At 64.5% G+C, this 23,657-nt stretch carries 30 protein-coding genes; 22 read left to right on the forward strand and 8 right to left on the reverse strand.

Annotation, left to right across the window (positions count from 1 at the left end):
- Positions 1-13: 13 nt before the first annotated feature.
- Genes PVW49_RS19515 through PVW49_RS23805 form a run of 5 tightly spaced genes read left to right on the forward strand, consistent with a single transcriptional unit; the run spans position 14 to position 3,495 of the window.
- A complete protein-coding gene (locus tag PVW49_RS19515; protein WP_074839371.1) occupies positions 14-766 on the forward strand; it encodes an aspartate/glutamate racemase family protein in 753 nt (250 codons plus the stop codon).
- A gap of 17 nt (positions 767-783) precedes the next feature.
- Positions 784-1,500: a GntR family transcriptional regulator gene (locus tag PVW49_RS19520; RefSeq protein WP_274591343.1), complete on the forward strand. Its 717-nt coding sequence runs from the start codon at positions 784-786 to the stop codon at positions 1,498-1,500.
- Positions 1,497-2,906: a dihydropyrimidinase gene (gene hydA / locus PVW49_RS19525; protein ID WP_274591344.1), complete on the forward strand. Its 1,410-nt coding sequence runs from the start codon at positions 1,497-1,499 to the stop codon at positions 2,904-2,906. The genes PVW49_RS19520 and hydA overlap by 4 nt, the downstream gene beginning before the upstream one ends.
- 46 nt (positions 2,907-2,952) lie before the next feature.
- The gene (locus PVW49_RS23800) at positions 2,953-3,141 is read left to right on the forward strand and encodes a fibronectin type III-like domain-contianing protein (RefSeq protein WP_350153848.1); all 189 of its coding nucleotides are present in this window, start codon (positions 2,953-2,955) and stop codon (positions 3,139-3,141) included.
- Positions 3,142-3,198: 57 nt separating this feature from the next.
- Positions 3,199-3,495: a DUF6880 family protein gene (locus PVW49_RS23805; RefSeq protein WP_350153837.1), complete on the forward strand. Its 297-nt coding sequence runs from the start codon at positions 3,199-3,201 to the stop codon at positions 3,493-3,495.
- Here PVW49_RS23805 and PVW49_RS19530 read toward each other — a convergent pair.
- Both PVW49_RS19530 and PVW49_RS19535 read right to left on the reverse strand, forming a co-directional pair.
- Positions 3,458-5,179, reverse strand: a complete 1,722-nt coding sequence (locus PVW49_RS19530; RefSeq protein ID WP_274591345.1) for a SulP family inorganic anion transporter — start codon at positions 5,177-5,179, stop codon at positions 3,458-3,460. The two genes, PVW49_RS23805 and PVW49_RS19530, sit on opposite strands and share 38 nt — an antisense overlap.
- 73 nt (positions 5,180-5,252) lie before the next feature.
- Entirely contained in the window at positions 5,253-5,810 is a 558-nt protein-coding gene (locus tag PVW49_RS19535) for a helix-turn-helix domain-containing protein (RefSeq protein ID WP_274591346.1), read from the reverse strand.
- Here PVW49_RS19535 and PVW49_RS19540 point away from each other — a divergent pair.
- A complete protein-coding gene (locus tag PVW49_RS19540) occupies positions 5,745-6,080 on the forward strand; it encodes a MobA/MobL family protein (protein WP_274591347.1) in 336 nt (111 codons plus the stop codon). The genes PVW49_RS19535 and PVW49_RS19540 overlap by 66 nt on opposite strands.
- Here PVW49_RS19540 and PVW49_RS19545 read toward each other — a convergent pair.
- Genes PVW49_RS19545 through PVW49_RS19555 form a run of 3 tightly spaced genes read right to left on the reverse strand, consistent with a single transcriptional unit; the run spans position 6,067 to position 8,379 of the window.
- Positions 6,067-7,569 carry a multicopper oxidase family protein gene (locus PVW49_RS19545; protein ID WP_274591348.1) on the reverse strand — a complete coding sequence of 501 codons (1,503 nt, stop codon included), beginning with the start codon at positions 7,567-7,569 and terminating at the stop codon, positions 6,067-6,069. The two genes, PVW49_RS19540 and PVW49_RS19545, sit on opposite strands and share 14 nt — an antisense overlap.
- Before the next feature lie 57 nt (positions 7,570-7,626).
- Entirely contained in the window at positions 7,627-8,013 is a 387-nt protein-coding gene (locus tag PVW49_RS19550; protein WP_074839366.1) for a rhodanese-like domain-containing protein, read from the reverse strand.
- A gap of 12 nt (positions 8,014-8,025) precedes the next feature.
- Complete coding sequence (locus tag PVW49_RS19555) at positions 8,026-8,379, reverse strand: hypothetical protein (protein WP_274591349.1); 354 nt, start codon at positions 8,377-8,379, stop codon at positions 8,026-8,028.
- A gap of 45 nt (positions 8,380-8,424) precedes the next feature.
- Between PVW49_RS19555 and PVW49_RS23810 the strand changes: the two genes are divergently transcribed.
- Entirely contained in the window at positions 8,425-9,372 is a 948-nt protein-coding gene (locus PVW49_RS23810; RefSeq protein WP_433962412.1) for an RNA polymerase sigma factor, read from the forward strand.
- On the forward strand, positions 9,369-10,109 hold the full coding sequence (locus PVW49_RS19570; RefSeq protein WP_274591350.1) for a hypothetical protein: 741 nt from the start codon (positions 9,369-9,371) through the stop codon (positions 10,107-10,109). The genes PVW49_RS23810 and PVW49_RS19570 overlap by 4 nt, the downstream gene beginning before the upstream one ends.
- 442 nt (positions 10,110-10,551) lie before the next feature.
- Here PVW49_RS19570 and PVW49_RS19575 read toward each other — a convergent pair whose 3' ends face one another.
- The 3 genes from PVW49_RS19575 to PVW49_RS19585 form a co-directional block, all read right to left on the reverse strand.
- Positions 10,552-11,268: a c-type cytochrome gene (locus PVW49_RS19575; protein WP_274563885.1), complete on the reverse strand. Its 717-nt coding sequence runs from the start codon at positions 11,266-11,268 to the stop codon at positions 10,552-10,554.
- Between the two features lie 56 nt (positions 11,269-11,324).
- The gene (locus PVW49_RS19580) at positions 11,325-12,620 is read right to left on the reverse strand and encodes a sulfite oxidase (protein WP_274591351.1); all 1,296 of its coding nucleotides are present in this window, start codon (positions 12,618-12,620) and stop codon (positions 11,325-11,327) included.
- Between the two features lie 99 nt (positions 12,621-12,719).
- Positions 12,720-12,935: a substrate-binding domain-containing protein gene (locus PVW49_RS19585; RefSeq protein WP_274591352.1), complete on the reverse strand. Its 216-nt coding sequence runs from the start codon at positions 12,933-12,935 to the stop codon at positions 12,720-12,722.
- A 176-nt stretch (positions 12,936-13,111) separates the two neighbouring features.
- On the opposite strand from PVW49_RS19585, the gene PVW49_RS19590 reads away from it, so the two are divergent.
- From PVW49_RS19590 to hypF, 14 genes are all read left to right on the forward strand, one after another.
- A complete protein-coding gene (locus PVW49_RS19590; protein WP_274591353.1) occupies positions 13,112-13,939 on the forward strand; it encodes an ATP-binding protein in 828 nt (275 codons plus the stop codon).
- 7 nt (positions 13,940-13,946) lie between these two features.
- Entirely contained in the window at positions 13,947-14,366 is a 420-nt protein-coding gene (locus PVW49_RS19595; protein ID WP_274591354.1) for a MerR family DNA-binding transcriptional regulator, read from the forward strand.
- A 73-nt stretch (positions 14,367-14,439) separates the two neighbouring features.
- Positions 14,440-15,693 (forward strand): hydrogenase expression protein HypE, encoded by a 1,254-nt coding sequence (locus PVW49_RS19600; protein WP_074837609.1) that lies wholly within the window; start codon positions 14,440-14,442, stop codon positions 15,691-15,693.
- A gap of 4 nt (positions 15,694-15,697) precedes the next feature.
- Positions 15,698-15,985 (forward strand): hypothetical protein, encoded by a 288-nt coding sequence (locus tag PVW49_RS19605; protein ID WP_074837610.1) that lies wholly within the window; start codon positions 15,698-15,700, stop codon positions 15,983-15,985.
- A 10-nt stretch (positions 15,986-15,995) separates the two neighbouring features.
- Positions 15,996-16,313, forward strand: a complete 318-nt coding sequence (locus PVW49_RS19610; protein ID WP_074837611.1) for a hypothetical protein — start codon at positions 15,996-15,998, stop codon at positions 16,311-16,313.
- Positions 16,310-16,603: a hypothetical protein gene (locus PVW49_RS19615; RefSeq protein ID WP_274563871.1), complete on the forward strand. Its 294-nt coding sequence runs from the start codon at positions 16,310-16,312 to the stop codon at positions 16,601-16,603. Before PVW49_RS19610 ends, PVW49_RS19615 begins: the two co-directional genes overlap by 4 nt.
- Complete coding sequence (locus tag PVW49_RS19620) at positions 16,603-16,905, forward strand: hypothetical protein (RefSeq protein ID WP_274563869.1); 303 nt, start codon at positions 16,603-16,605, stop codon at positions 16,903-16,905. The genes PVW49_RS19615 and PVW49_RS19620 overlap by 1 nt, the downstream gene beginning before the upstream one ends.
- On the forward strand, positions 16,902-17,192 hold the full coding sequence (locus tag PVW49_RS19625) for a hypothetical protein (RefSeq protein WP_074837614.1): 291 nt from the start codon (positions 16,902-16,904) through the stop codon (positions 17,190-17,192). The genes PVW49_RS19620 and PVW49_RS19625 overlap by 4 nt, the downstream gene beginning before the upstream one ends.
- A 6-nt stretch (positions 17,193-17,198) precedes the next feature.
- Positions 17,199-19,079: a nickel-dependent hydrogenase large subunit gene (locus PVW49_RS19630; protein WP_274591355.1), complete on the forward strand. Its 1,881-nt coding sequence runs from the start codon at positions 17,199-17,201 to the stop codon at positions 19,077-19,079.
- Positions 19,060-19,728, forward strand: a complete 669-nt coding sequence (locus tag PVW49_RS19635; protein ID WP_274563863.1) for a hypothetical protein — start codon at positions 19,060-19,062, stop codon at positions 19,726-19,728. The genes PVW49_RS19630 and PVW49_RS19635 overlap by 20 nt, the downstream gene beginning before the upstream one ends.
- On the forward strand, positions 19,725-20,099 hold the full coding sequence (locus tag PVW49_RS19640) for a hypothetical protein (RefSeq protein ID WP_274563861.1): 375 nt from the start codon (positions 19,725-19,727) through the stop codon (positions 20,097-20,099). The genes PVW49_RS19635 and PVW49_RS19640 overlap by 4 nt, the downstream gene beginning before the upstream one ends.
- 3 nt (positions 20,100-20,102) lie before the next feature.
- Positions 20,103-20,816 (forward strand): Rieske (2Fe-2S) protein, encoded by a 714-nt coding sequence (locus PVW49_RS19645; RefSeq protein ID WP_274591356.1) that lies wholly within the window; start codon positions 20,103-20,105, stop codon positions 20,814-20,816.
- Positions 20,817-21,320 (forward strand): hydrogenase maturation protease, encoded by a 504-nt coding sequence (locus tag PVW49_RS19650; RefSeq protein WP_274563859.1) that lies wholly within the window; start codon positions 20,817-20,819, stop codon positions 21,318-21,320. It begins immediately after the preceding gene.
- Positions 21,317-23,656: a carbamoyltransferase HypF gene (gene hypF, locus PVW49_RS19655; RefSeq protein ID WP_274591357.1), complete on the forward strand. Its 2,340-nt coding sequence runs from the start codon at positions 21,317-21,319 to the stop codon at positions 23,654-23,656. The genes PVW49_RS19650 and hypF overlap by 4 nt, the downstream gene beginning before the upstream one ends.
- The last annotated feature ends 1 nt before the right edge of the window (position 23,657 follow it).

Here is a 23,657-nt window from a genome sequence, read left to right on the forward strand (position 1 = left end):
ACGAGTGAAAATTATGAAAATACTGCTGATCAACCCCAACACCACCGAGGCGCTGACCGAGCTTCTGTCCGAGGCTGCGCGCTCGGTCCTGCCGCCGGATACCACGCTCGACAGCGTGACCGCGGCGGTGGGCGTGCCCTATATCTCGACACGGACCGAGGCAATCGTGGGTGGCATGTCGGTGCTGGAAATCCTGTCCGAGCGCCATGCCGACTACGATGCCGCCATTGTCGCCGCCTTCGGCGATCCCGGCATCGGCGCCGCGCGCGAGCTGTTCGATATCCCCGTGGTTGGGCTGGCCGAGGCGGGTATGCTGACCGCCTGCATGCTGGGCGGGCGGTTCTCGATCGTCACCTTCGCCCAGGCGCTGGGGCCTTGGTATCGCGAATGCGTCGACTGGCACGGGCTTGGCGGACGCTGCGCCAGCATCCGCATGCTGAACGGTGCCTTCCGGTCGATTTCGGACGTGCAATGCGAAAAGGCCGATCTGCTGGTCGACCTGGCCATGCAGGCGATCGAACAGGACGGTGCCGATGTGATCGTGCTGGCCGGCGCGCCGCTTTCGGGCCTTGCGCCAATGGTGCGCGACCGCATCCCCGTGCCGGTGGTCGATTGCGCCCAGGCCGCCCTGCGCCACGCGGCCACACTGGCGGCGCTGCGGCCGGTCGGCCCGCAAAAGGGCAGCTTCGCCCGGCCTGCCGCAAAGGCTTCGGTCGGACTGCCGAAGGCCCTGGCGCTGCGCATCGCGCATAAGGATTGCGCCTGAAAGGAGGAGTGCACATGATGACCCTTGCCCAACGCAAGGTGCCGCGGGGCGAAGGCGGCCTCAGCCGCGCCCACCTGCACGAACGGGTGGCCGAGGCATTGCGCGACCGGATCATTACCGGCGCGCTCGCTCCGGGCGAAAGGCTGGCCGTCACCGCCCTGGCCGAAGAGATCGGCGTTTCGCTCACTCCGATGCGCGAAGCGCTGAAGCTGCTTGCCACCGAGGGGCTGGTCGATCTCACCCCCAATCGCGGCGCCGCGGCCAGCCGGGTGACGGTCGATCAGACCCGCGCCCTTTTCGAAGTCATCGCCGGAATCGAGGCATTGGCGGCGGAGCTGGCCTGCAAACGCATGACTGCCGAAGAACTGGCCGAGTTGCACGACCTTCATGCAAACATGCAGCACCTCGCCGGTTGCAAGGATCGCACCCGGTATTTCGATGTCAATCGGCGCATTCACGACCGCATCGTCGATTTCGCCCGCAACCCGATCCTGAGCGATCAGCGAAGCCGGCTGGCGCAACAGGCCGAGCGGGTGAGGTTCATCGCCCTAGGCCGCGACGCCCGGCGCAACGCCGCAATGCAGGAGCACCTCGACCTGATGGCCGCTTTCGACGCGCGCGATGCCGACCGGGCCCGACGTATCTGGCGCGGGCACCTTCTGGCATCGGGCGACCAGACCATAGATTTTCTCGCGCGCCGTTCCGCGCCAGACGCAAGGACAGACAGGCCATGACCACAGAACTCGACCTCGTCATTCGCGGCGGACGCATCGCCACTGCCGCCGACGTCTTTGACGCCGATATCGGCATTCGGGGCGGACGCATCGTGGCGCTGGGCCATGAACTGGGCGCGGCGTCTGAAGAGATCGACGCAACCGGCAAGCTCGTCTTGCCCGGCGGTGTCGATGCGCATTGCCATTTCGATCAACCGTCCTCTGACGGCTCCGTCATGGCCGACGATTTCGACAGCGGGCCGCGCTCGGCCGCCTTTGGCGGAACCACCACCGTCATCCCCTTCGCCTGCCAGCAAAAGGGCCAGACCCTGCGCGCGGCGGTGGATGATTACCACCGGCGCGCCGACGGCAAATCGGTGATCGACTATGCCTTCCACCTGATTGTCACCGACCCGACGCCGCAGGTGCTGGGGCAGGAACTGCCGGCCTTGATCCGCGAGGGCTACACCTCGTTCAAGATCTACACCACCTATGACGATCTCAAGCTGAACGACCGACAGATCATCGAGGTGCTGGCGCTGGCCAAGCGCGAAGGCGCGCTGACCATGATCCATGCCGAAAATTCCGACGCCATCGCCTGGCTGACCGAGGCGCTGGAGCAGGCCGGCCAGACCGCGCCACGCTTTCATGCCGATGCGCGCCCCGCGATAGCCGAGCGCGAGGCGACGCACCGGGCCATCTCGCTGGCCGAGATCGTCGATGTACCGATGCTGGTGGTGCATGTCTCGGGCAGCGAGGCGATGGACCAGATCGCCGCCGCCCGCGCCAAGGGGCTGAGGGTCTTTGCCGAGACCTGCCCGCAATACATCCTGCTCACCGCCGACGATCTCGATCTCGACGGTTTCGAGGGCGCCAAGCACATCTGTTCGCCGCCGCCGCGCGATAGCGCCAGCCAGCAAAGCGTCTGGCGCGGGCTGGCGAATGGCACGTTTCAGGTGTTCTCCTCGGATCACGCGCCGTTCAAGTTCGACAGCGCCACCGGCAAGAAACTTTGCGGTGACGGGGCCAGTTTCACCCATGTCCCCAACGGGATCCCCGGTGTCGAAACCCGCCTGCCGCTGCTGTTTTCGGAAGGGGTGGGCAAGGGGCGGATTTCGCTCAATCAATTCGTGGCCCTCACCGCCACCAATCCGGCGCGGCTTTACGGGCTTTATCCGCGCAAGGGAACGATTGCCGTCGGCGCCGATGCCGACATTGCGATCTGGGATGCCGAACGCGAGGTGACAATCCGCAATGAGCTTTTGCATCACAATGTGGACTACACGCCTTACGAGGGTCGCACGATCACGGGCTGGCCCGAGATCGTCCTGTCGCGGGGCAAAACCGTTGTGCGTGGCGAACGGCTATATGCCGAAAGTGGCCGTGGTCAGTTTCTGGAATGTGGCGCACCGGATACACTGATCTGAAGTGTTTCGGGGTATCGGTTAACCATCGATCATCGCCAATCTGAAAATCGAGGCGGGCGGCAACGCCACCTCTGGCTTCAAGCTGACGGCGCGCGATTTCGCCTGGTTCGACACCGAACATCAAGCCTGGATCGTCTGCCCGGAGCGCTACGACCTCAGGCTCGGGTTCTCTTATGGCGCCAGTTGGACGGTGGGACAGGTCAAACGCAATAGCGAGTTGATCCTACCGGTCTGACTCATTGGCGTGGCGACAACCTTACCCGCGGTTCTGGCGTCCTCCGCAATCGAGCCGATGGGCGGTGCGCGCCCGGACGCGGCGGGGGCGGCCGATCTGCGCAGGCGGTATGCCTCGCTCCGGCGGGCGCAAAGCTTCATTTCCTGGCGGGCGCAGGGCCAGCTAATGCGTGAATGGACCGACCTGATCGGTGTGATCGAAACCCGGATTGCGCCGGAGGCCCCGGATACGGCCATTGAGCTGCTCTGGTCGCTCATGCTGTGTGCGTCCCGCAGCTCGGACTATGCGCGCGGCCGGTTCAGTGCGACGCCCGAAATCACGCAACTTCCCGTTCATCTCTGGAGGCGTCGGTGACGGCTGACAGCGCATCCTCGATGCTGGCTGCGTAATGCACGAGGGGACGTTTGAGACCATGGGTCACGAAGACCCGCTGGATATCGCGGCCGGCGCCCGTCAGCCAAAGGTCGACGCCCTGTTTGTGCGCCTTCTGGGCGAGACCCTCGATCATGTTGGCGCCGGTCGAGTCAAGGAAAGGCACCGTCGCAAAATCGACAATCAGCGTCTTGTGGCTGTCCTGGATCCGGTCGAGCACCGAGCCGATGGAAGCGGTTGCGCCAAAGAAGAGCGCACCGGTGATGCGGTAGACCACGACCTCGGGGTTCGCCGCGGCCTCTTCGTCATAGCTGCCGCGCGGGTGCGCGCCGTCCGCCTCGTCCCGTCTGACAAGGGGGGTATGGGTGGAGATGGCGGTGGTCTTGCTCATCCGTTGGATAAAGAGGACCGAGCCGAGCGCGAAGCCGACGACGATGGCTTCGGTCAGGTCGCGGAAGATCGTCAGGAAGAATGTGGCGGCGAGGACTGTCGCCTCTCCCCAACCGGACCGGACGAGAATGGCGATGGCCGGCTTCTCGATCATGTTCCAGGCGACGACGGCGAGGACACCCGCAAGAGCGGCAAGCGGAATATAGGCGGCAAGCGGCGCGGCCACAGCCATGAAGAGCAGGATGAACAGCGCGTGCAGCATGCCCGAGACCGGACCATGCGCGCCCGAGCGCACATTGGTTGCGGTCCGCGCGATGGTGCCAGTGACGCAGAAACCGCCGAAGAGCGCCGATCCGAGATTGGCCGCGCCCTGTGCGACAAGCTCGCAGTTCGAGCGGTGCCGACGCCCGGTCATGCCGTCGGCGACCACCGCGGAGAGAAGCGACTCGATGGCGCCCAGAAGCGTGAAGGAGATTGCGGCGGGCAGAACCGCCATGACCTTGTCGAGCGACAGGTCCGGCAGGCTGGGCGCCGGCAGGGTCGAGGGAATGCCGCCGAACTTCGTACCGATTGTCTGCACCGGCAGGTTCAGGAGTGCCGGTGCCAGGGCCGCGGCGCCGACTGCAACCAGCATGCCCGGCCAATGCGGCCGCCATTTGCGCAGGCCGAGGATGATCGCGACCGTCGCCACCGAGACGAGAAGCGCGTCCGGCGTCAGGCTCGCACGCGCCTCCCACAGGGCGGGGAGCTTCTCCAGCAACTCGCCCGGCTCATGGTCGAGCGTCAGGCCAAAAAGTTCCTTGATCTGGCTGGCAAAGATGATGACCGCGATCCCGGCGGTGAAGCCGACCGTCACCGGGAAGGGAATGAACTTGATGAAGGTGCCGAGGCGCAGGAAGCCGACGGCCGCCAGCATCAGGCCCGAGAGGAAGGTTGCAAGGATCAGCCCCTCTATCCCGTGTTGCGCCACCGTCGCAGCGACCAGCACGATGAAGGCGCCCGCGGGCCCGCCGATCTGGAACCGCGATCCGCCCAGAAGCGAGACGAGGAAGCCGCCGACGATGGCCGTGTAGAGCCCCTGCGCCGGGGTTGCGCCCGAGGCGATGGCGATCGCCATCGAGAGGGGCAAGGCGACGATGGCAACCGTTAGACCTGCAATGGCGTCCGCGCGTATTTGGGACAGTCCGTAGCCTTCTCGCAGGACCGTGACGAGTTTCGGAGTGAAGAGGTCGGCGAAGCTGGGTGCCGCACTCTGTCTGGTGGTCTGGTCTTTCATCTTCGGCCGCACCTTTGAGGGTTGCGGCGGGATCGTCGGCATGTCGTCGGCGGTCGCCGTCGCGAGTCTTGGGTCAGACTTTCGGGGGTGGTGGTTTCAGGCGGACGCCGCGCCCGCCTGCCGTACTGGGGATGCCTTCACCGATCAGTTCGACACCGGCGAGCTCCAGCGCTGTCACAATCTTTGTCAGGCTGTCGACCACACCACGCACGTTGCCGGCGCTGGCCTCCATGCGCTGGATCGTCGGAACGGAGAGGCCGGATAGCTCGGCCAGGGTCTTCTGATCGATGCCGAGAAGGGCACGCGCCGCGCGCATCTGAGGGCCGGTGATCATGTGGCTTATCCCGATTGCAGTGCCGACCTTATGAAACATCACTATTGATATTCCAACTATCAATATAGCAAATTGGAATATGTATTCTGATGTATTTGCGACCGCGGGCGGCGCGGCGGCAATGCCAAGTCGCAAGGCCTTCGGGAAAGCCATCAGATCCTTGCCTTCCTTCCATTGGCGCGCGGGTCCGGGAGAACCGACTTCGCCTAGCGGTCGGACAGCCGCTGCGGGGTGGTCGGCGATGTCGCGGTCCACGCGCCGCACCGCGAGGGCGATCAGCGCAACCACCACGCCCATGTGCTCACCTCCACCCGCAAGCTGGAGGCGCAAGGCTTCACGGCCAAGATCACCGTACGATCACGACCAGCAAGAGGATGTTCGTCCATCGGATCACGCGCGGAATATCTCGCCGGCCTCGCCGCGATTTCCCACAAGATCATTGCCGCAAGCACGCCGAGAAACGCCGTCCAGCCTATGGCAGGCTCAGGGCCAAGGATCGTTTCGGCTTTTCCTGCCCGTGCAACTCAGATTGTCTTGTGGGTTTTGCGGCAACTTATCCCACGGTGAACTGGCCCATCATCCCGCGGTCCTCGTGTTCGAGGATGTGGCAATGGTACATGAACGGGGCCTCAGCCGTGGCCGGCTTGTCGAAGCGGACGAGAATCTCGGTCAGACCGTCGACATGCACCACGTCCTTGAGACCGGTCGCCTGCGGATCAACGGCCCGGCCGCCCATGCCCGTGACCAGGAACGAGGCTCCATGCACATGGAAGGGATGGGCCATCATGTCGGCGTTGATGCGCCAGCGTTCGGTTTCACCCAAGGGGACGTTGAAATCGACACGGCTCATGTCATAGGATGACCCGTTAATGCCCATCGTCTGCCCGTCGCGGCCAACGAGGTTGTTGAGCATGCTGCCCATCATGCCACCCGAATGGACGTTCAGGGTGAAATCGCGCGTCCGCACGGGCGCACCAAGGTCGGGCAAATTGGCGGGCAGGCGTGCGGGCAGCGCGCCGGAAACGCGCGCAGGCTGTTCCGAAACCTCGATCGACAGGATGTCGAGCGTGCCGGTCGCGCCGGTGTCTGCGCCCATCATGCCCCCGCCGCCCATCATGCCGCCCATGGACCCGCCCCCCATCATGCCGCCTGCGATATCGGCGGAGACGAGCCGCACCGCACGGCGATCCGAGAAATCGGCCACGATCTCGGCCCGCTCGCCGGAGGACAGATGCAGGCCGGTCATCGCTTGCGGCGCAGGCAGCAGCCCGCCGTCGCTGGCGACCTGATGGAACTCGCGGCCATCCGAGAAGCCGAATTCGTAGGTCCGCGCGTTCGACGCATTCAAAAGCCGCAGCCGCACCAGACCGACAGGGACGGTCAGCTTCGGTTGGAGTGTCCCGTTGACAAGGATATCGCTGCCCTGGAACCCCGCCATCTGGTCCATGTGTCCGAGGTCATAGGTCATCACCCCGCGCCGGAACAGGCGATCCTGGACAATCAGCGGGAAATCATCCTCGCCATAGGTTCGCGGAAGGGGCACGTCGATTTCGGGATCGTCCAACAGGATCATGCCGGCCAAACCCCGATAGACCTGGGTGGCGGTCTCTCCGTGGACGTGGCTATGATACCAGAGTGTCGCCGCCGGGTGATCGACGGGAAGCTCGGGCGCCCAGGTCTCGCCGGGACCGAACGCCAGTTGCGGCCCGCCGTCGAGGTGGCCGGGCAGGTGCATTCCGTGCCAGTGCGCGGTAATGGGGGCGTCGGTGCGGTTTTCGACCGCGATCTTCGCGGTTCGCCCTTTGACCAAGCGCAGCGTCGGGCCGAGGTAGTCCTGCGAGAAACCAAGCGTGGGTGAGGAGACACCGGGATAGAAATCCCGCGTTCCGGCGCGCGCGCTGAGCGTGTTCCCGGCCCTTCCATCCACCTCCATCAGGGGAGGGATCGGCAGGGGGGCGCCCGGCTCCGCCGCGATCGCGCGGCGGGTCAGCAGCATCGGTGTGGCCAAGGTCGCGCCAGCCGCCGCACCGGCCATCAGAAAGTGTCGTCGTTTCATGGGTTCGTCCTTTCGCGGCGCGTGCCGCAGTTAATTCTTAGCCCGTGTCAGCCGCATCTAAGCGGTCGGCAAGCCCGCCTTTTTCCAGCCTGCCAGACCGCCATCGACCAGCTGCGCGTCATATCCCATCTCCTTCAGCCGGGCGGCGGCCATGGCGGCGCGCGCGCCCGAGGCGCAGACGACCATGACGGGCGACTTCCCCTGCACGGCGGTCAGGTCGGCCTCGGCCACGCCGCTGTCGGGATCGGCCTTGGCCTCGAGCAGGCCGCGCGGGATGTGGATGTGGTCTGGCCCCAGCTTGCCGTCTTTGGCCAGTTCGCCGGGCTCGCGCACATCCAGAAGCAGACCGGCGCCCGACCGGGCGTTCGCCTCGGCCTGTTCCGGCGAGATGGTCTCAACGGTTGCTTTCGCTTCGGCGACGAAATCCTTGATGCCTTTGGTCATCCTTGTTCTCCTTCAGAACTTGTTTGCGGTGGTCTTGAAATTGCTGTGCCCATCGGCCTCGGCCGGGTGCAGGCGACCGCCGCGCAGGTTAACCTGTGCGGCGTGCGGCATGCGGTCGGGCAGGGCGGGTGTGGCAGCACGGTCGTCGCGCGTTTTGATGAATTCGGGCTTGGCCGTGCCGCAGCGTGTCATGCACGAAGTCCGCGCCGTCAGCGGGTCGAAATCCGGCACCACATCGATAGGCCCGGCCTTGTGGGTGCGCGGACAGGCCGCGGGGTGCTGGATGGCTCCGGTGTCCTCCTCATGAAGCCCCCAGATGTCGGGGGACGTCGGTCCGGTGGAAGGGCTTTGGCGCGCCAGGATCATGTTCGTTTCAATTCCGATTTTCTAGGGATTTGGAGGAGGGTGAGCGTGAATTCAGCGGCCAGAATCGCTGCGGCCGCGCCCCTCTTCGCCATCGCAGAAGATGTCATAGAGCGTGTCCAGAAGGCGTTTCGCATCGTCGTTCGACAGGGCGTAATAGATGGTCTGACCCTCTCGCCGGCTCGCGACGAGCCCCTCTCGCCGCAATATGGCCAGGTGTTGGGACACAATGCTTTCCCGAACATCGAGCGACGCGGCAAGGGCGCCGACCGATTGTTCGCCTTCGACCAGTGTGCAGAGGATCATCAACCTGTTCCGACTGGCCAGGCACTTGAGCAGGGCTTCCGCCGCGTCGGCATTTTTTTGCATCGCATCCAGTTCCATACAGATGTATCTGCGAATGTTCGCAGATACATCAAGGGGCGCGGCGCGAAGTTTTTTTGGTACATGCTTTCCTTTGTCTCGGGACCGTATTGCGATAAGCGTTCAGTCATGGCGTCGCTCACTCAAATCGAAGTGCTTCTCCCGGAGTTCCGGGCCTACGCGATTGCCATTTGTGCGTCTTCGGACGACGCAGAAGACCTTGTGCAGGATGCCATCGAACGTGCGCTGAGAACCGAGAGCCGCCCGACAGTTCTTGACGAATTGAGACCCTGGATGTTCCGGGTGATCCGCAATCTTCACTACGACGAGCTGAGAAAAAGACGTGTGCGCCGGGAATATTTGGCGGTTGAGAAACGTCTATCAGATGAAGCGGGCATATCAGACGCGGCGCGGGACATTTTGATCCGCATGGCGTTCGAGAAGTTGCCGCCGGATATGCGCGAAGTGCTGTGTCTTGTGGACGTAATGGGATTGAAATACGCCGAGGCGGCGAAGGTGATGGATGTGGCGAACGGGACGGTCATGAGCCGGATTAGCCGGGCGCGTAAGGCACTTTTGGCACTGGTCGAAGGATCGGACGCTGCGGATGAAATAGAGAAAAGCGCACGATGAACGAGTTGAACGAGAACGATTGGGAACTGGTCAACGCCTATCATGATGGCGAGTTGAGTGACGTTGAGCGCCAAGCGATGGAGTCGCGCCTCCGGTTCGAACCCGCTTTGCAAGAGGCGTTGAGGGATGTTGCCAGCGTTTCGGCCAGCCTTGGTGCCTTGCGTCCGGAAACAGGGCCCTCCCCTTCCGAGCAGGTTGCAGAAGCGGCAAATCAGAACCGTTGGCCAACTCGATGGCTCGTTGGTGGCGCGGTTGCCGCAGCCATTGCGTTGGCCGTCGGTTTGGGACCGCAGTTCACCTCGGAACCGTCGGTGTTCGACGTGCATACGGAATTGGCAGGGCAACCATTCGCAATTGATGTGGGGGGTATGACCCCCGCAGCGGCTGCGAGCAGCAAAGATATTCCAGACCTTGCCGGTGCGAACCTGACGCCGGTCGCTATGCGTACGCTGGAAGACGGAAATGTGACCCATTATGCGGGTCACAACGGCTGCCGCCTCACATACTACCGAGGGTTGCTGGACCTGGATGGCGAGGATTCCATGAAGGATGCGCAGCTCGCAACCTGGGCAACGGCGGACAATATAAATCATATGATCATCGCGAACGGCATGGATCAGGCCAAGTTTGACGCCATTGCCGATTTTCTGCGGCTTGTGACCAAACAACAGGTCAGTGAGCAGATGATGGCCTCATTGGAAGAAACGACGGCAAACGCAGGACGATGCGTGGGCTGACTAAAGCAGAACGAACTTCAGACCTGAAATCAGGACTGCAACGGCCAAGATCAGGACTGCCGGTTTGACAGGGAGCGACCGCACTTCCAGCCCGGTGCCGACGATTGATCCGGTGAATGCGAGCATGGCCCAGGGCACCAACTGTGCCGGGACGCTGCTCAGTTTGGCGAGGTTGCCCGCGGATGAACAAGACAAAGACGGCGGCGATGCCGGCCGTCCGTCTTGCCTCCGTCCAGCCTGCGATCACAAAGAGTGGGCTGAGCAGGACACCTCCACCGATACCCGAAAGTCATGATCGCGATGTATCCCGACGATCGGCCATGACCGGACGGAGGCGTAAAGGATTGCCGCCCCTCCCAACATGACGTCAAAGGCTCCTCAGTGAAGCGGACGAGCCAGGTGATGGGCCGGGACAAATCGGCCCATTCCCGACCGCAGCACCTTAATTCCCGAGGGGGCGAGGAAAGTTTGGACGGTCGGTGTTGTAGTGGGCCGCCAGGTAGTCGAGAATCTCGGTCCTGTCGGGCTCTTCGATTTCGGACATACCCTGTTCTTCGACCATCCACTCGAACATCTCGTCCCACTCGTCGCGGGTCAGGCCCTGCTGGGCGACGATCATCTCGGAATGGCAGGCGGTGCAGGCGTAATACGTGGCCTCTACGCCCGGTGCATCGAACAGGATGCCGAATTCGTACTCCTCGGCGGCGCTGTCTGTCGCCGGTGCGGCGGCCTCGGTCGCGCCGAACGCAAGCGGGTTGTCGGAGAAGGTGTTCAGATAGGCAATCAGGTTCGCGCGGTCTTCCTCTTTCTTGAGCCCGGCAAAGCTCATCTTGGTGCCCTTGACCTCGGCCCGGGGCTTGGTGAGGAACGCATCAAGACGTTCAGGAGTCCATTCGCCACCGTATTCGGTCAGGGCGTTCGAATACTTGAAGCCGTCAACCGCGGCGACCGGCCCGCCTACGATACCATAAAGGTTGGGGCCGACTTTGTTCTTGTCGCCTTGTTCGACAGTGTGGCAGGCGGCGCATTTCTTGAAGACGCGTTCTCCCTTGGACGCATCGGCTGCCGCGAGGGCCGCGTCAAGATCCGCCAAGGCGGGCGAGGCAAGGCCGAAGCCGAGTGCAATAAGAGAGAGATTTCGCAGAGTTGCGAAGCACATGAGGTAACTCCAGTCCGGAAGTGTTGAGGGGCGGCTCCAGGCCGCCCCGGTATTGGTTAGCTTGCGCGAACACCCACGCGGTGCATGGTGTTGTTCAGATAGCCTTTCGGGTTCCAGTCGATGGCAAAGGGCTGCATGACGCCCGCGCTGTCGGTGGCGCGGGCCCAAACCTCGTAGTAGCCGGCCTGGGGGAAGGTCACGTCGGCCCGCCAGTTCTGCCAAGCACCGTCATTGACCGGTGCGTCCAGTTCGGCGTCCCTCCAGGTTGACCCGAAATCGGTCGAGATCTCGACCTTGTCGATCGACCGGTCGCCGGACCAGGCGTGGCCGCGCACCTGCGTGCCCATACCGGTGTCGGCGCCGTTGGCGGGGAAGGTCACGAGCGACTTGACCGGCATCCGTTCGATGATGACGAAATCCTCGTCCGGCACATCCTGTCCCGGTGCCACGGGATAGGCGGGCACGCGATAAGACGTGCCGGTCATCTTCGGGCCGTCATGCACCTGGTCGCGCAGCTCGATCCGTGTCAGCCACTTTTGCGCGGTCGAGGCCGGCCAACCGGGCACAACAAGGCGCAAGGGGGCGCCGTTCATCGGATGTAGCGTCTCGCCGTTCATTTCGAAGGCGATCAGGATGTTGTCCGTCATCGCCTTTTCGATTGGCACGCCGCGCGAAATCGGCAGCTTGTCGGGATCGCCCGACAGGTGTCCGTCGGCCCCGTAATGCGCCGTGTAGACGACGTTGGACTGCACCCCCGCCTTTTCCAGCACGTCCTTGAGGCGAACGCCCGTCCATTCCGAACAGGCCACCGCGCCATAGGTCCACTGGTTGCCCTTGGCGGGCGGGTTGAAGAAACCGCGCCCATTGCCACCGCATTCCAGCGTGAGCGCCATGGTCACAACCTCGAACTGCTCGCGCAGATCGGCGATGGTCAGTTCCATCGGGTTGTCGACGAACCCGTCGATGGTCAGCGTCCAGGTGGACGGGTCCACGTCTTCAGGCGGGATGCCGTTGTTGCGGATGAAATGCCTGCTGGTCGGCGTGATTGCATCGTCCAGAAGCTCGGGCGGCGTCTCGGCATTGACCGGGCGGTCGTTGAGCAGGGTCAGCCCGTCTTTGCCGAACAGCACGTTTTCCTGCGCCATTGCAGCGGGCACAAAGCCAATCGGCATGTTGCGGTGGAACGGGATCGATGTGCCAACCATCGCGGCCATCGTCGCCAAGCCGGTGCGCTTCAGGAAACCGCGCCGGTCGGGGTTTGCGACCCGTCCGAAAAATTCCTTGTCCGCTTTCTCCGGATCATCTGCGAAAAACTCCTGAACCGAGCGTTTCTTGTCCTCGTCGAGCGCCATAGTCTCCTCCCTTGGCTGCTAGAGCGGTGCACAGTCGCACACCGTCATTCAACAAAGAGACGTGTGGCGCTCCGGAATTATTCCCGGGCGCGCTAAAAATTATCGCTGCCAGCCCTCGGTCGCCGGGATTTCCGGCGCCTCCTCCGTCACGAGGAAGTCGAAGAAGGCTTTCGCTTCGGGGTCGGCATCCGGCGACAGCACCACGTTGATGTCGCGATAGATTACCCGATCCTCGGTCAGTTCGACCATGTCGAGACCGTCTTTGGTGATCGGCCAGTTGGGCCAGGTGATCCATGCGTCCGCATCACCGGTCACGACAACCCGCACGCCGTCGGCCAAAAGATCACCGAAGTCTTCGATGCCCAGCGGGTTGCCGGAAACTGTCGGTTGGCACGACTAACCTTTCCCTCGGGGCAATGAATGCGTGTCATTGCACGATTACCTGGGGTAAGCTACTATTTTCGCATTGGTTTTTTTGACGGGAGGCGAGGATGAAGATCGCGACGGTCGGAAAGGGCGGGTCGGGCAAGACGACCATCGCCGGAACGTTGGCACGAATTTTTGCCGGAGAGGGACGGAAGATTCTCGCCATCGACGGCGATCCCAATCCCAACCTGGCGCTGGTGCTGGGGATGACGCCCGACGAGGCGGATCGCATCGGGTATATTCCCGCCAACGTCATGCGCCGCGGGCCCGAGGTTGACGGCGTCATCATGATGGAGCCGGCGATCCCGCGCGAGGATATCATGGCGCGATACGCCATCCCGGCGGCCAGCAACCTCGATCTGATCGTGATGGGCAAGCCGGCTCATGGCAGCGCCGGCTCGGGCTGCATGTGTGCCTCGCATCGGGCGGTGCGCGGGCTGATCGCCGAACTGACATCGATTGGCGAGCACACGATCACCGACATGGAAGCGGGGCTGGAACATCTCAAGCGCGGTACCGCGCGGCATGTCGACATGATGCTGGTGGTGGCCGAACCCTATTACCGTTCGCTCGAGGCCGCGATGCGGACCTGCGAACTGGCGGTCGAGCTGGGCATCGCGCATGTCAAGGTTGTTGCCAACAAGGTGCGTTCCGACGACGACATGAGCGCGATCCGGGCGTTCTGCGACAAGCATGGGATGGAGATCATCGGCACCGTTCCCTACGACGAGGCAATGATGGAGGCCGAACGCCGGGGAAGCGCCCCGATTGACCATGCGGCCGGGGCTCCGGGTGTCGCCGCGATCCGCGACATTGCCGGCGGGATCGATGCCATCGCGCGGATCGCTCACGCAGCGCCGGGGGCCGGGGCCGACGCAACGAGGAACGCTTGAGGCACGGATGCTGATTGGCGAACTGGCCGAGCTTCTGGGGGTGACACCCAAGACGCTTCGCCACTACGAGAAGATCGGGCTGATACATCCGCCCGAGCGCGCGTTGAACGGCTATCGGTTCTTTGGTCCGAGCGCCGCGCGCCGCGCGCAATTGATCGTGAATCTGCGCAAGCTCGGCCTGTCTCTGGATGAGATCGGTGACCTGCTGACCGCCGATGACGGGCGCAGCCTGCGCCAGCGGCTGCTCGGACGGCTGGACGAACAGATCCGGGATCGCGAGTTGAGTATCGCGCGATTGCAGGGCGAGCATGACGAATTGCGGGCCCGTTTCGACGCATTGATCGGCACCCCGCGCGAGCGTGACGGCGATTGCATCTGCGCTGCGCTTCTCGCGCCTTGTGATTGTAAGAACAGCAGAAATCGGTAACCGGCGACGGAATCTCCTTGACCTTTCCCTAGGGACAATCTGCTAGCATGGGCTGAATCGGGAGACCAGATGGATGACCGAGACCGCCGAAACCACACGCCAAGAGGCCTACCGCCCGACCTTCACGCTGGATGAAGGGCCGCTCGATGAAGTTCATGCCTTCTGGCTCGCCGGGATGAGTTGCGATGGCTGCACGATCTCGGCCGCCGGGGCGCAGAATCCTTCGGTCGAACAACTCTTGAACGCGCGCCTGCCGGGATTGCCGCGGATCGTGCTGCATCACCCGGTGCTTTCCGTCACCGCCGGCAAGGATTTCATGCAGGCGCACCACGCCGCCAAGGCCGGCAAGCTGGGCGCGCCCTATGTGGTGCTGTTCGAAGGTTCGGTACCCGACGAGCGCATTGCCGGCGAATTCGGCGGCTACTGGTCGGCCATGGGCGCCGACGAGCGCGAAGGTGCCGGCAAGCAGCCCATTCCCACGGCGCAATGGCTGCACGATCTCGCCCCCGGCGCGGCGGCGGTGATCGCGGTGGGCACCTGCGCGACCTGGGGCGGCATCCCCGCGGCAATCGGCAACGTCACGGGCGCGATGTCGGTGATGGATTTTCTCGGCGAAGAGTATCTCAGCGCGCTGGGTCTGCCGCCGATCAACATTCCCGGATGCGCCCCTGTCGGCGACAATACCACCGAGACCATCGCCGCGGTGCTGATGTTCCTGGCCGGTTTCGGGCCGCTGCCCGAGTTCGACGAGTTGGGTCGGCCAGCCTGGCTGTTCGGCGAGACGGTGCATCGCCGTTGCGTGCTGGCGGGCAATTACGAAGAGGGAAAGTTCGCCGAAAGCTACGGCGAGCGCAAATGCCTGGTTGAATTGGGCTGCTGGGGGCCGGTGGTGCAATGCAATATCGTGTCGCGCGGTGCCAATGGCCACATGGGGGGCTGCATGAACACCGGCGGCATCTGCATCGGCTGCACCATGCCCGGGTTTCCCGATGCCTTCGCGCCTTTTTACAAACGCCCTCCGGGCTCACTGATGTCGACCACGCTCAGCCGGACGACCGGCAGTTTTGTCGACTACCTGCGCCAGTTCACGCTAAAGAGCCGCAACCGGACCCGCCGGTGGAAACGCGACAACGCGGTGCCCAGTGGCTGGGCCAAAGTGGACGGCGGCCTCAATCCCGCCGAGCGGATGGTGGGCGGCGTCTACGAATTCCTGAAGCGGCGGCGGACGGGGTTTTCGGCCGCGGGCTCGCACCGGCAGCGCGCCTACCAGAACCCCTCCCATGCCTATATCCGCAAGTCCCCGCATGACCACGAGGTGGAGAGGTGACGCGATGAACATCTGGTGGGCTCTCGGTTTCGGCGTGGCGGCAGCGGTTGTCGTCGTGGTGGCGGTGCTGCTGCTGGCCATCCTTTGGCAGGCGCGGCGAATCCGCAGACTTGCATCAACCGCCGCGGAGATTGTCGGCGAGATTGATGCCAACACGCGGTCGGTCTGGCGCGTGGCGAAGATCAACAGGACTGCGGGCGCGCTTCTCGATGGCGCCGCCGCGATCGAGGCCAACGCGCGCGCGATCCGCGAGGCGGTCACGCATGACGCTGAAAATGAAGACGCGGCCTGAGGAGGAAGCAATGGACCACATCACGCTCTGGTGGATCGCGATCGGCGCGGCTCTGGCAGTGACGATTGTCGTGGCGATCCTGCTGGCGCTGGTGGTCGGCACCGCCCGCGACATCCGCGACGGCGCCGCGCTGGTCTGGACCCGTGGCCAGCAGGTGGCCAACAACACCATCCATATCGCGCTGCTCTACCGGACGCTCGAGGCGGTGCAGGCAATCCGGGGCAGGGCAGGTGGTATCCTGCAAGAGGCCGAGGCGCTTCGCGATCATGCCGAAACCTGCCCGGGCTGTCCGCAATGCATCCTCGCCGGGGACAGGGGGGCCACATGACGACCCTGCTCACATCGCTGACCGCGCTTGCCGCGCTGCTGTTTCTGGCGGTTGTCGCCGTTGCTCTGGTGCGCATCAGCGGCCTGCTGGAAGAGATCGGCGGCACCGGCAGCAGCTATCTCGCCAAACTTCGGCTGGGGTTGCGGGCCATCGACCGCGAAACCTCGCATCTGCCGGCCGCCGCCGTGCCCGTCAACAAGGGGCTGGCCGACGTGGCGGCGGGGCTGTCGGCGGTCGACGCGACGCTGGGCGATCTGCACAAAGCACTCTCGGGACAGGAGGACAAATGATGCCATTGGCAGCAATCGTGATCTGGATCGTGACGCTGCTGATCATCGCCCTGGTCATCGTGCCGGTGGCGGTGACCCTTCTGCGGCGCGCGTTGAACGCCGCCTGGGCGATCGAGGGATACCTCGCCGACATGAGTACGGCGGGCGGCAGGATCGCTACCCATACCGGCGCGATCCCGGCACTGGACGATACCCTGGAGACTGCGGCGTCAATGCATCCCGTGGCCGAGGCCATCGAAGCCAAGACCGGGGCAGTGGCCGGGCTTCTGGTCGCGCGGGCAGAGCACAGGAGGTCGCCATGATCGCTGTGCTGACAGGGATTTCGGTCGTGCTGGCCTTGGTGATCGTCCTGGTTGTGGCCTATCATCTGATCGGCATCTTCGTGGCGCTGAAACGCGGTGCGGATCACCTCCAGAATCTGGCAGACGGATTGATCAAGGTCCGCGACGACACCGCGCCGCTAAACGGACGGGTGGACGGCATTTCTGCACGGCTGGAGGCGCTGGCGCCACCGCTGCTGGCCGCCAACGGAAACCTTGCCGCCATCGTCGGCGTCGCGCGCGGGATGACCGCCGAGAAGAAGGAATAGCCTGCGATGTGTTTCGAGAACCTGCCGGTCGAGTTCGACGAAAACGGCAACGCCTTCCTGAAGCAAGGGGTGAAGAACCCCTACGACTACCAGACCCGCACCCCAGAGGAACGCGACGCCAAGCTGAAGGAGCTGGCCAACAAGAACGGCCAGCTTGTCGATGTCGATTACGATCCGGTGACGCGGGTGGCCGGCGCGCTGGCCTTCCATTCGACCGTGGATCTGGAGCAGGGCCGGGTGCGCGACACCAATTCGATGGCGACGCTGTTTCGCGGCTACGAGGTGATCCTGCGCGGCCGCGACCCCCGTGATGCGGCCTTCATTTCGTCCCGCGCCTGTGGCGTCTGCGGCGGCGTGCATTCGACCGCCTCTGCGCTGTCGGTGGAAATGGCGCTTGGCATCAAGCCGCCGCCGCTGGGCATCGTGGTGCGCAATCTGCTCTTGAGCTGCGAATATCTCTACGACAACCCGCTGCATCTCTTCGTGCTGGCGGGGCCGGATTTTTCGGAAAGCCTGGTCAAGCAGACCAACCCCGAGATCTGGACCAGGGCCGAGGGCGCACCCGCGAAACACACCGAGCTGCACGGCTACGCCACCATCGGCGATATCCTGCACGATCTGAACCCGCTGACCGGCAAGCTCTATCTCGAAGCGCTACAAATGACGCGCGTGGCACGCGAGGCCTATGTGCTGCTGGGCGGCAAGTATCCGCATCCCGAAACCATCATTCCCGGCGGCGTGACCACCTTCGTCGACATCTCGGTACTGAACGAATTCTACATGCGCATGATCAAGTTCTTCGACTATTCGAAGAAATGCATCGGCATCTGGGACGACGTGTTCGATTTCTTCCTCGAGGCCGATCCGCGTTATCTCGATTGCGGACGGCTCGACGCGACAATGGTCGATCTTGGGCAGTGGGACCATGAGAACCACTACGATGCGACCTATGCCAACTGCAATGCCTGGGGGCAGAAGCGCTGGTCGACCCCCGGTGTTCTGGTGGGCGGCAAGCTGGTGACCAACCGGTTGACCGACATCAACGTCGGGCTCGAGGAGTTCGTCGAACATTCCTACTATGAGACGTGGGACGACTACCCGTTCAAGACCGATCCCGCCGGCAACCCGCTGTCGCCGAACCACCCCTGGAACAAGACGACGATTCCGCGCCCCGGGTCGCAGAACTGGAAGGAGCGCTATTCCTGGGCCACCACGCCGACCTGGGACCGCCGCACCTTCGAGGCCGGCGCCTATGCCCGGGTCTACCTGTCGGCGGTGTCCGGCAAGATGCCGCAATCGGCGTTCGTGCAATCGACCGGCCACAGTCTGATCCTGCGCGTCCCCAAGGGCGAGGAACGTCCCGAGCGAACTTTCGAATGGAAACCGCCCGAAGTCTGGAACGCTTTCGAGCGCAACCGCGCGCGCGCCTATGCCGTGGCCTTCAACTTGATGGTGACCATGGAAAACCTGACCCGCGCGATGGATCTGGTGAAGGCCGGCGAAACCAAGGTCGCGACGCCGTTCGAGATCCCCCAGAGCGGTCATTCCATTGGCGTCGGCTTCTGGGGCGCGGGGCGCGGCTTCCTTTCTCATCATTGCGAAATCAAGGATGGCCTGCTTGCGAACTACCAGATCGTCACGCCCTCGACCATCAACGCCTGCCCGCGCACGCCCTGGGGCGAGCCCGGACCCTATGAGCGCGCGGTGCTGAACACCGCCATCGTCGAAAGCAACTTCAAGGGAGAAAGTGACTTTCAGGGGATCGACATATTGCGCGCGATCCGATCCTTCGACCCCTGCATGCCCTGCACCACGCATGTCATGGTCGAAGGATCGGACCGCGTGGTCACGCGCGAGGTAACCACCTGTGCCTGCGGCATCGACTGAGCCCGCCGCCACAACGATCATCGGCGTCGTCGGCTTCACGCCGGTGCTCGACCCCTATCCGCTGGGACCGCGGCTGATGGCCGAGCTGGAGGTTCGCTGCGCCGGAATGCCGGAGGTGTCGCTGCGCAACATGACCTGGAGCCCGATCCACATCGTGCAGCAATTCGAGGACATGGGTGCGGACCTGCCGGACCGCATCGTCCTGGTGGGCGCGGCCTCGGTCTGCGCCTGCCCGGGCCGGGTCAGGGCCTGGCGCTGGTCGGGTGGCTGCTTGCCGGATGCCGCGATGCAGGAACGCATTTATGAAGCGGTCACCGGCGTGGTGGACTTGGAAAACACGCTGATGATCGGCGAAAAATTCGGCATCTGGCCGACGAAGTGCTACACTGTGGAAGCAGAGTTGCCGGCCGGGACCTTTGGCACGATGGTCATGGCGGAAACCCGGAAGCTCTCGTCCGCTTCCCTGGTGCGGGGCCTCGGTTTCGATCCCGCGCTGACGATCGCCCGGCTGGCCGCCACGGCAACACGTCTGGCCAGGGGCGACGACAGAGATTTGGCCGGATTGAAACAGGCGGCGGATCTGGTTCCGGTGACGTCCTTTCATCACGCCACCACCACCGGACCCGCGCCCCGGAGGCAGAGTCAATGACCCGAGACACCGATGCACAAGCGCTCGACCGGCTGATCGAACAGGAGGATGTGCTGCAAATCTGCTACTGGTATCAGGGCGAAGGTTTTGGCGAGAGCTTCACGCCGCTGGCCGTCCTGCCATTTCTGAAGAGCGGCGAGGGCGATGTCGCGAAAACTTTCGAGCGGCTGGCGGAGGCGGGCGATCTCCGGCGTGACGGCGGCGCCTATGTCTTCACCGCCACGGGGCGGCGCAAGGCCGGGCGCATGTTCTTCGAGACTTTCACCGAGTTACAGCAGGCCAGTCACGGCGAATGCAACGCCGGCTGCTGCGACGGCGACGAGCCTTGCGACGACCCGACGCATGATCACCACAATCATGCGCATGGCTGAGCGATGACGTCCGGCGCCCCCCCGAACCTGAAGGACGACGCCCCGCAAGAACTTGTGGGCTATCGGTCCAATGAAGAATGGGAGGCGCTGGTGGCGGCGACTGGCGATGCGCTGGCCGCGCTCGACGAGGCGGACGAGAAGCCGCGCGAGGACGTCCGGGCGGCGCTTGCGGGGATCGATGCCATCCACCGCGAAGCCATGCACCGGCTGGTGCGGCTGTTCAAGGAAGGCGTGCTGGAACAGGTGATCACCGATCCCGCCATTCATACGCTGATGGGGATGTACGACTTGTTGCCGCCGGAAACGCCGGGATGCCGGAAGGTCTGGGATTTCCTGCCGCAGGACGACGCGGGCGTCTCTGCCGATCCCGCCGACACGCCGCCGCATTGGTCGCCTGCGCCGGTGGACGCCGCGCCCGCCGATGGCGAATTCGCGGTGTGCCGCATGGAGGAGGGGACATATGTGCTGGCCCGTGCCGGGGGTGATCTGTTCGCCTTCGCAGGGGTCTGTGGCGAACACGGTGCCGGGATGCGGAAGGGCACCCTGAACGGGTATGCCTGGGCCTGTCCTGCTGCGCCCGGCTGCCTCTACGACATCCGCAGTGGCGCGCGGATGGGCGGCGGCGCACCGCTCGATTGTCGGCCGGTGCGCCGCGACCATGACCGCGTGCTGATCGGCTTCGGGATGCCGTTCACGCCCTCGCTGGCGGCGATGTAGATGCGGGTACTCGTCGCCGGAGTCGGGAACGAATTGAAGGGCGACGACGGCTTTGGCGTTCTTGCCGCCTGCGCCGCCGGGGCCGATCCTCGTCTGCGCGGCTACGTCACCGTCTTCGAGACCGGCATCGGCGGCATTCATCTGGTACAGGAGTTGATGCGAGGCTACGACGCCGTGCTCTTGTTCGATGCCTGCGATCGGGGGGCGACACCGGGCACGCTCTTCCTGCTGGCGCCGGATTTGCCGGATGTCGCCGGATTCACCGACCGCGAGCGTCGCGATTTCTTTGCTGACATCCACTACGCCACTCCGGTGCGTGCGCTGACGCTGGCGCGCGAGGTCGGCGCCCTGCCACCTCTGGTGCGCATCGTCGCCGCGCAGATCGCCGAGGCCGACACCTTCGGCACAGAGATGAGCCCGGCGATGCATGACGCGATCATGCCTGCCGTTGACATGGCGTTCGAGGTGATCGTCGCGCTCGAACGGAGGGAGGCCGCCGAATGAGGGACGCTCCCGGTGCAGAACGGATCACGGTGCGCGGCCTGGTACAGGGCGTGGGGTTTCGCCCCTTCGTCTATCTCATCGCCGGCAAAGCCGGCATCACCGGTTCCGTGCGCAACACCGGTGCCGGCGTCGAGATCGACGCTTTCGGGACCGGCGCCGCCTTGACCGACTTCCGCAACAGGCTGACCGGGGACGCGCCTCCGCTTGCCCGGATCGACGCCATCGACGCGGCGCCGCTTGGCGCACCGGCGCCGCGCGACTTTTCCATCGAACTCAGCACCGGCGGCGCGGTCCATGCCGCTGCCACGCCCGACGCCGCGCTGTGCGATGCCTGTCGCGCCGAACTGCTCGATCCGGGCGACCGCCGTCATGGCTATGTGTTCTTGAATTGCACACATTGCGGGCCACGGTTTTCCATCCTGCGGGCGCTGCCTTATGACCGCGCCAACACCACGATGGCGCGGTTCCCCATGTGTCCCGCCTGTCGCGCCGAATATCGCGACGTCGCCGATCGCCGGTTTCACGCCCAGCCCACGGCCTGCCCGGAATGCGGACCCATGCTCTGGGCGGAACACGCGGGCGACGCCACGCAGCGGGAGATCGGCGCCGGGGCCATTGCCCGTGCGGCCGAGTGCCTTTCGCGCGGCGGGATCGTTGCGTTGAAGGGCATCGGCGGCTTCCATCTGGCCTGCGACGCCACCGACCGGTCGGCAATCCACTTGCTGCGCACCCGCAAGCGCCGGCCGGACAAACCCTTCGCGCTGATGGTTCGCGACCTCGCGGCAACGCAGGCCTTCGTCCGTGTCAACGACGCCGAAGCGGCGGCATTGGCATCGCCCGCCGCGCCGATCGTCCTGCTCGACATGCTGCCGGGCGGCCCGCTGCCCGAAGGGCTGGCGCCCGGTCTGAACCGGCTGGGAATCATGCTGCCATATTCGCCGCTGCACGCGATGCTGATGGAGGCCGTCGATGTTCCGCTGGTGATGACCTCCGGCAATCCCGGTGGCGATCCGCAGGTGACGACAAATGCCGAGGCCCGCGACCGGCTGGCGGATTTCGCCGACCTGTTCCTGATGCATGATCGCGACATAGCAAACCGGGTGGATGACAGCCTTGTTCAGGTCACCGCCGGCCGCGCCCGGCCGCTGCGGCGGGGCCGGGGCCTGGCGCCGCGACCGCTGCCGTTGCCCGAGGGGTTCGGAGCGTCACACCCACAGGTGATCGCCTTCGGCGGCGACATCAAGAACACCTTCGGACTTGCCAAGGGCGGCGTGGCGGTGCTGTCGCAGCACATAGGCGATCTCTCCGGGCTGGCGACCGAAGCGGATTTCCTGCGCACGCTGGAGCTGTTCGAAACCCTCTACGGCCTGTCACCTGCCGTCATCGCCGCCGATCCGCATCCCGGCTACCGGTCGCGCAGCCTCGCGCGGGACTTGGCCAGCGCACGCGGGCTTCCGCTGGTCGAGGTCGGCCATCACCACGCCCACGCGGCGGCCTGCATGGTCGAACATGGCGTGCCGCTCGACACCGCCCCCGTGCTTGCCGTGGTACAGGACGGTATCGGTATCGGCGAGGCGGGGGCGCTTTGGGGTTGCGAAGTGCTGCACTGCGATTATCGCGGTGCCAAGCGGCTGGCCACGCTTCGTACGGCGCCGCTGCCCGGCGGTGACCAGGCGGCCCGACAGCCTTGGCGGAACCTGCTGGCGCGGCTGAGCCAGGCCGGCACGCGCGATAGCTGGCCGGCGTCACTGTGCGAACGGCTGCGCGGCCAGCCCACCGAACCTCTGATTGCGGCGATGGCCAGCGGGCTGAACACGCCGGCAAGCTCCTCTGCGGGACGTCTGTTCGACGCTGTGGCGGCGGCGGCGGGGCTCTGCGTCGCGCGGCAGACATACGAAGGCGAAGCGGCGATGCGCTTGCAAGCGGCGGCGGAAGGCTGGCTTACGAGGAATGTCGCCGATCCCTACCACTTCGAAATCGTGGACAGACCCGACATGATCGAGGTCGACCCCGCGCCGATCTGGCCTCGGATTGCGGCCGATCTCGCGCAGGAGGAGGCTCCCGGCGCGATGGCCGCGCGGTTTCATGCTGGTTGGGCGCGGATATGGGCGGAAGTCGTCACACGCCTTTCGACAGACACCGGCTGCGACACAATCTTTCTTTCCGGCGGCGTGTTCCAGAACCGGCTGTTGAGCGCTATGCTGGCGGAGCGGCTCGACGGCGCCGGGCTGACCGTCCGCCAGCATGCGGAAGTCCCGGCCAATGACGGAGGCCTCGCGCTCGGGCAGATCGCCGTGGCGCTGGCCAGATACCAAACCGAGAACATGGGAGGATAGA

It is taken from the genome of Marinovum sp. PR37 (assembly GCF_028807375.1).
Lineage (GTDB): Bacteria > Pseudomonadota > Alphaproteobacteria > Rhodobacterales > Rhodobacteraceae > Marinovum > Marinovum algicola.

Bases quoted from the DNA above. Each gene is read 5' to 3' on its own strand.
- PVW49_RS19515 (WP_074839371.1), top strand. From the start codon at position 14: ATGAAAATACTGCTGATCAACCCCAACACCACCGAGGCGCTGACCGAG.
- PVW49_RS19520 (WP_274591343.1), top strand. From the start codon at position 784: ATGACCCTTGCCCAACGCAAGGTGCCGCGGGGCGAAGGCGGCCTCAGC.
- hydA (WP_274591344.1), top strand. From the start codon at position 1,497: ATGACCACAGAACTCGACCTCGTCATTCGCGGCGGACGCATCGCCACT.
- PVW49_RS23805 (WP_350153837.1), top strand. From the start codon at position 3,199: ATGGGCGGTGCGCGCCCGGACGCGGCGGGGGCGGCCGATCTGCGCAGG.
- PVW49_RS19530 (WP_274591345.1), bottom strand. From the start codon at position 5,179: ATGAAAGACCAGACCACCAGACAGAGTGCGGCACCCAGCTTCGCCGAC.
- PVW49_RS19535 (WP_274591346.1), bottom strand. From the start codon at position 5,810: ATGGGCGTGGTGGTTGCGCTGATCGCCCTCGCGGTGCGGCGCGTGGAC.
- PVW49_RS19545 (WP_274591348.1), bottom strand. From the start codon at position 7,569: ATGAAACGACGACACTTTCTGATGGCCGGTGCGGCGGCTGGCGCGACC.
- PVW49_RS19550 (WP_074839366.1), bottom strand. From the start codon at position 8,013: ATGACCAAAGGCATCAAGGATTTCGTCGCCGAAGCGAAAGCAACCGTT.
- PVW49_RS19555 (WP_274591349.1), bottom strand. From the start codon at position 8,379: ATGATCCTGGCGCGCCAAAGCCCTTCCACCGGACCGACGTCCCCCGAC.
- PVW49_RS19570 (WP_274591350.1), top strand. From the start codon at position 9,369: ATGAACGAGTTGAACGAGAACGATTGGGAACTGGTCAACGCCTATCAT.
- PVW49_RS19575 (WP_274563885.1), bottom strand. From the start codon at position 11,268: ATGTGCTTCGCAACTCTGCGAAATCTCTCTCTTATTGCACTCGGCTTC.
- PVW49_RS19580 (WP_274591351.1), bottom strand. From the start codon at position 12,620: ATGGCGCTCGACGAGGACAAGAAACGCTCGGTTCAGGAGTTTTTCGCA.
- PVW49_RS19590 (WP_274591353.1), top strand. From the start codon at position 13,112: ATGAAGATCGCGACGGTCGGAAAGGGCGGGTCGGGCAAGACGACCATC.
- PVW49_RS19595 (WP_274591354.1), top strand. From the start codon at position 13,947: ATGCTGATTGGCGAACTGGCCGAGCTTCTGGGGGTGACACCCAAGACG.
- PVW49_RS19600 (WP_074837609.1), top strand. From the start codon at position 14,440: ATGACCGAGACCGCCGAAACCACACGCCAAGAGGCCTACCGCCCGACC.
- PVW49_RS19605 (WP_074837610.1), top strand. From the start codon at position 15,698: ATGAACATCTGGTGGGCTCTCGGTTTCGGCGTGGCGGCAGCGGTTGTC.
- PVW49_RS19610 (WP_074837611.1), top strand. From the start codon at position 15,996: ATGGACCACATCACGCTCTGGTGGATCGCGATCGGCGCGGCTCTGGCA.
- PVW49_RS19615 (WP_274563871.1), top strand. From the start codon at position 16,310: ATGACGACCCTGCTCACATCGCTGACCGCGCTTGCCGCGCTGCTGTTT.
- PVW49_RS19620 (WP_274563869.1), top strand. From the start codon at position 16,603: ATGCCATTGGCAGCAATCGTGATCTGGATCGTGACGCTGCTGATCATC.
- PVW49_RS19625 (WP_074837614.1), top strand. From the start codon at position 16,902: ATGATCGCTGTGCTGACAGGGATTTCGGTCGTGCTGGCCTTGGTGATC.
- PVW49_RS19630 (WP_274591355.1), top strand. From the start codon at position 17,199: ATGTGTTTCGAGAACCTGCCGGTCGAGTTCGACGAAAACGGCAACGCC.
- PVW49_RS19640 (WP_274563861.1), top strand. From the start codon at position 19,725: ATGACCCGAGACACCGATGCACAAGCGCTCGACCGGCTGATCGAACAG.
- PVW49_RS19645 (WP_274591356.1), top strand. From the start codon at position 20,103: ATGACGTCCGGCGCCCCCCCGAACCTGAAGGACGACGCCCCGCAAGAA.
- PVW49_RS19650 (WP_274563859.1), top strand. From the start codon at position 20,817: ATGCGGGTACTCGTCGCCGGAGTCGGGAACGAATTGAAGGGCGACGAC.
- hypF (WP_274591357.1), top strand. From the start codon at position 21,317: ATGAGGGACGCTCCCGGTGCAGAACGGATCACGGTGCGCGGCCTGGTA.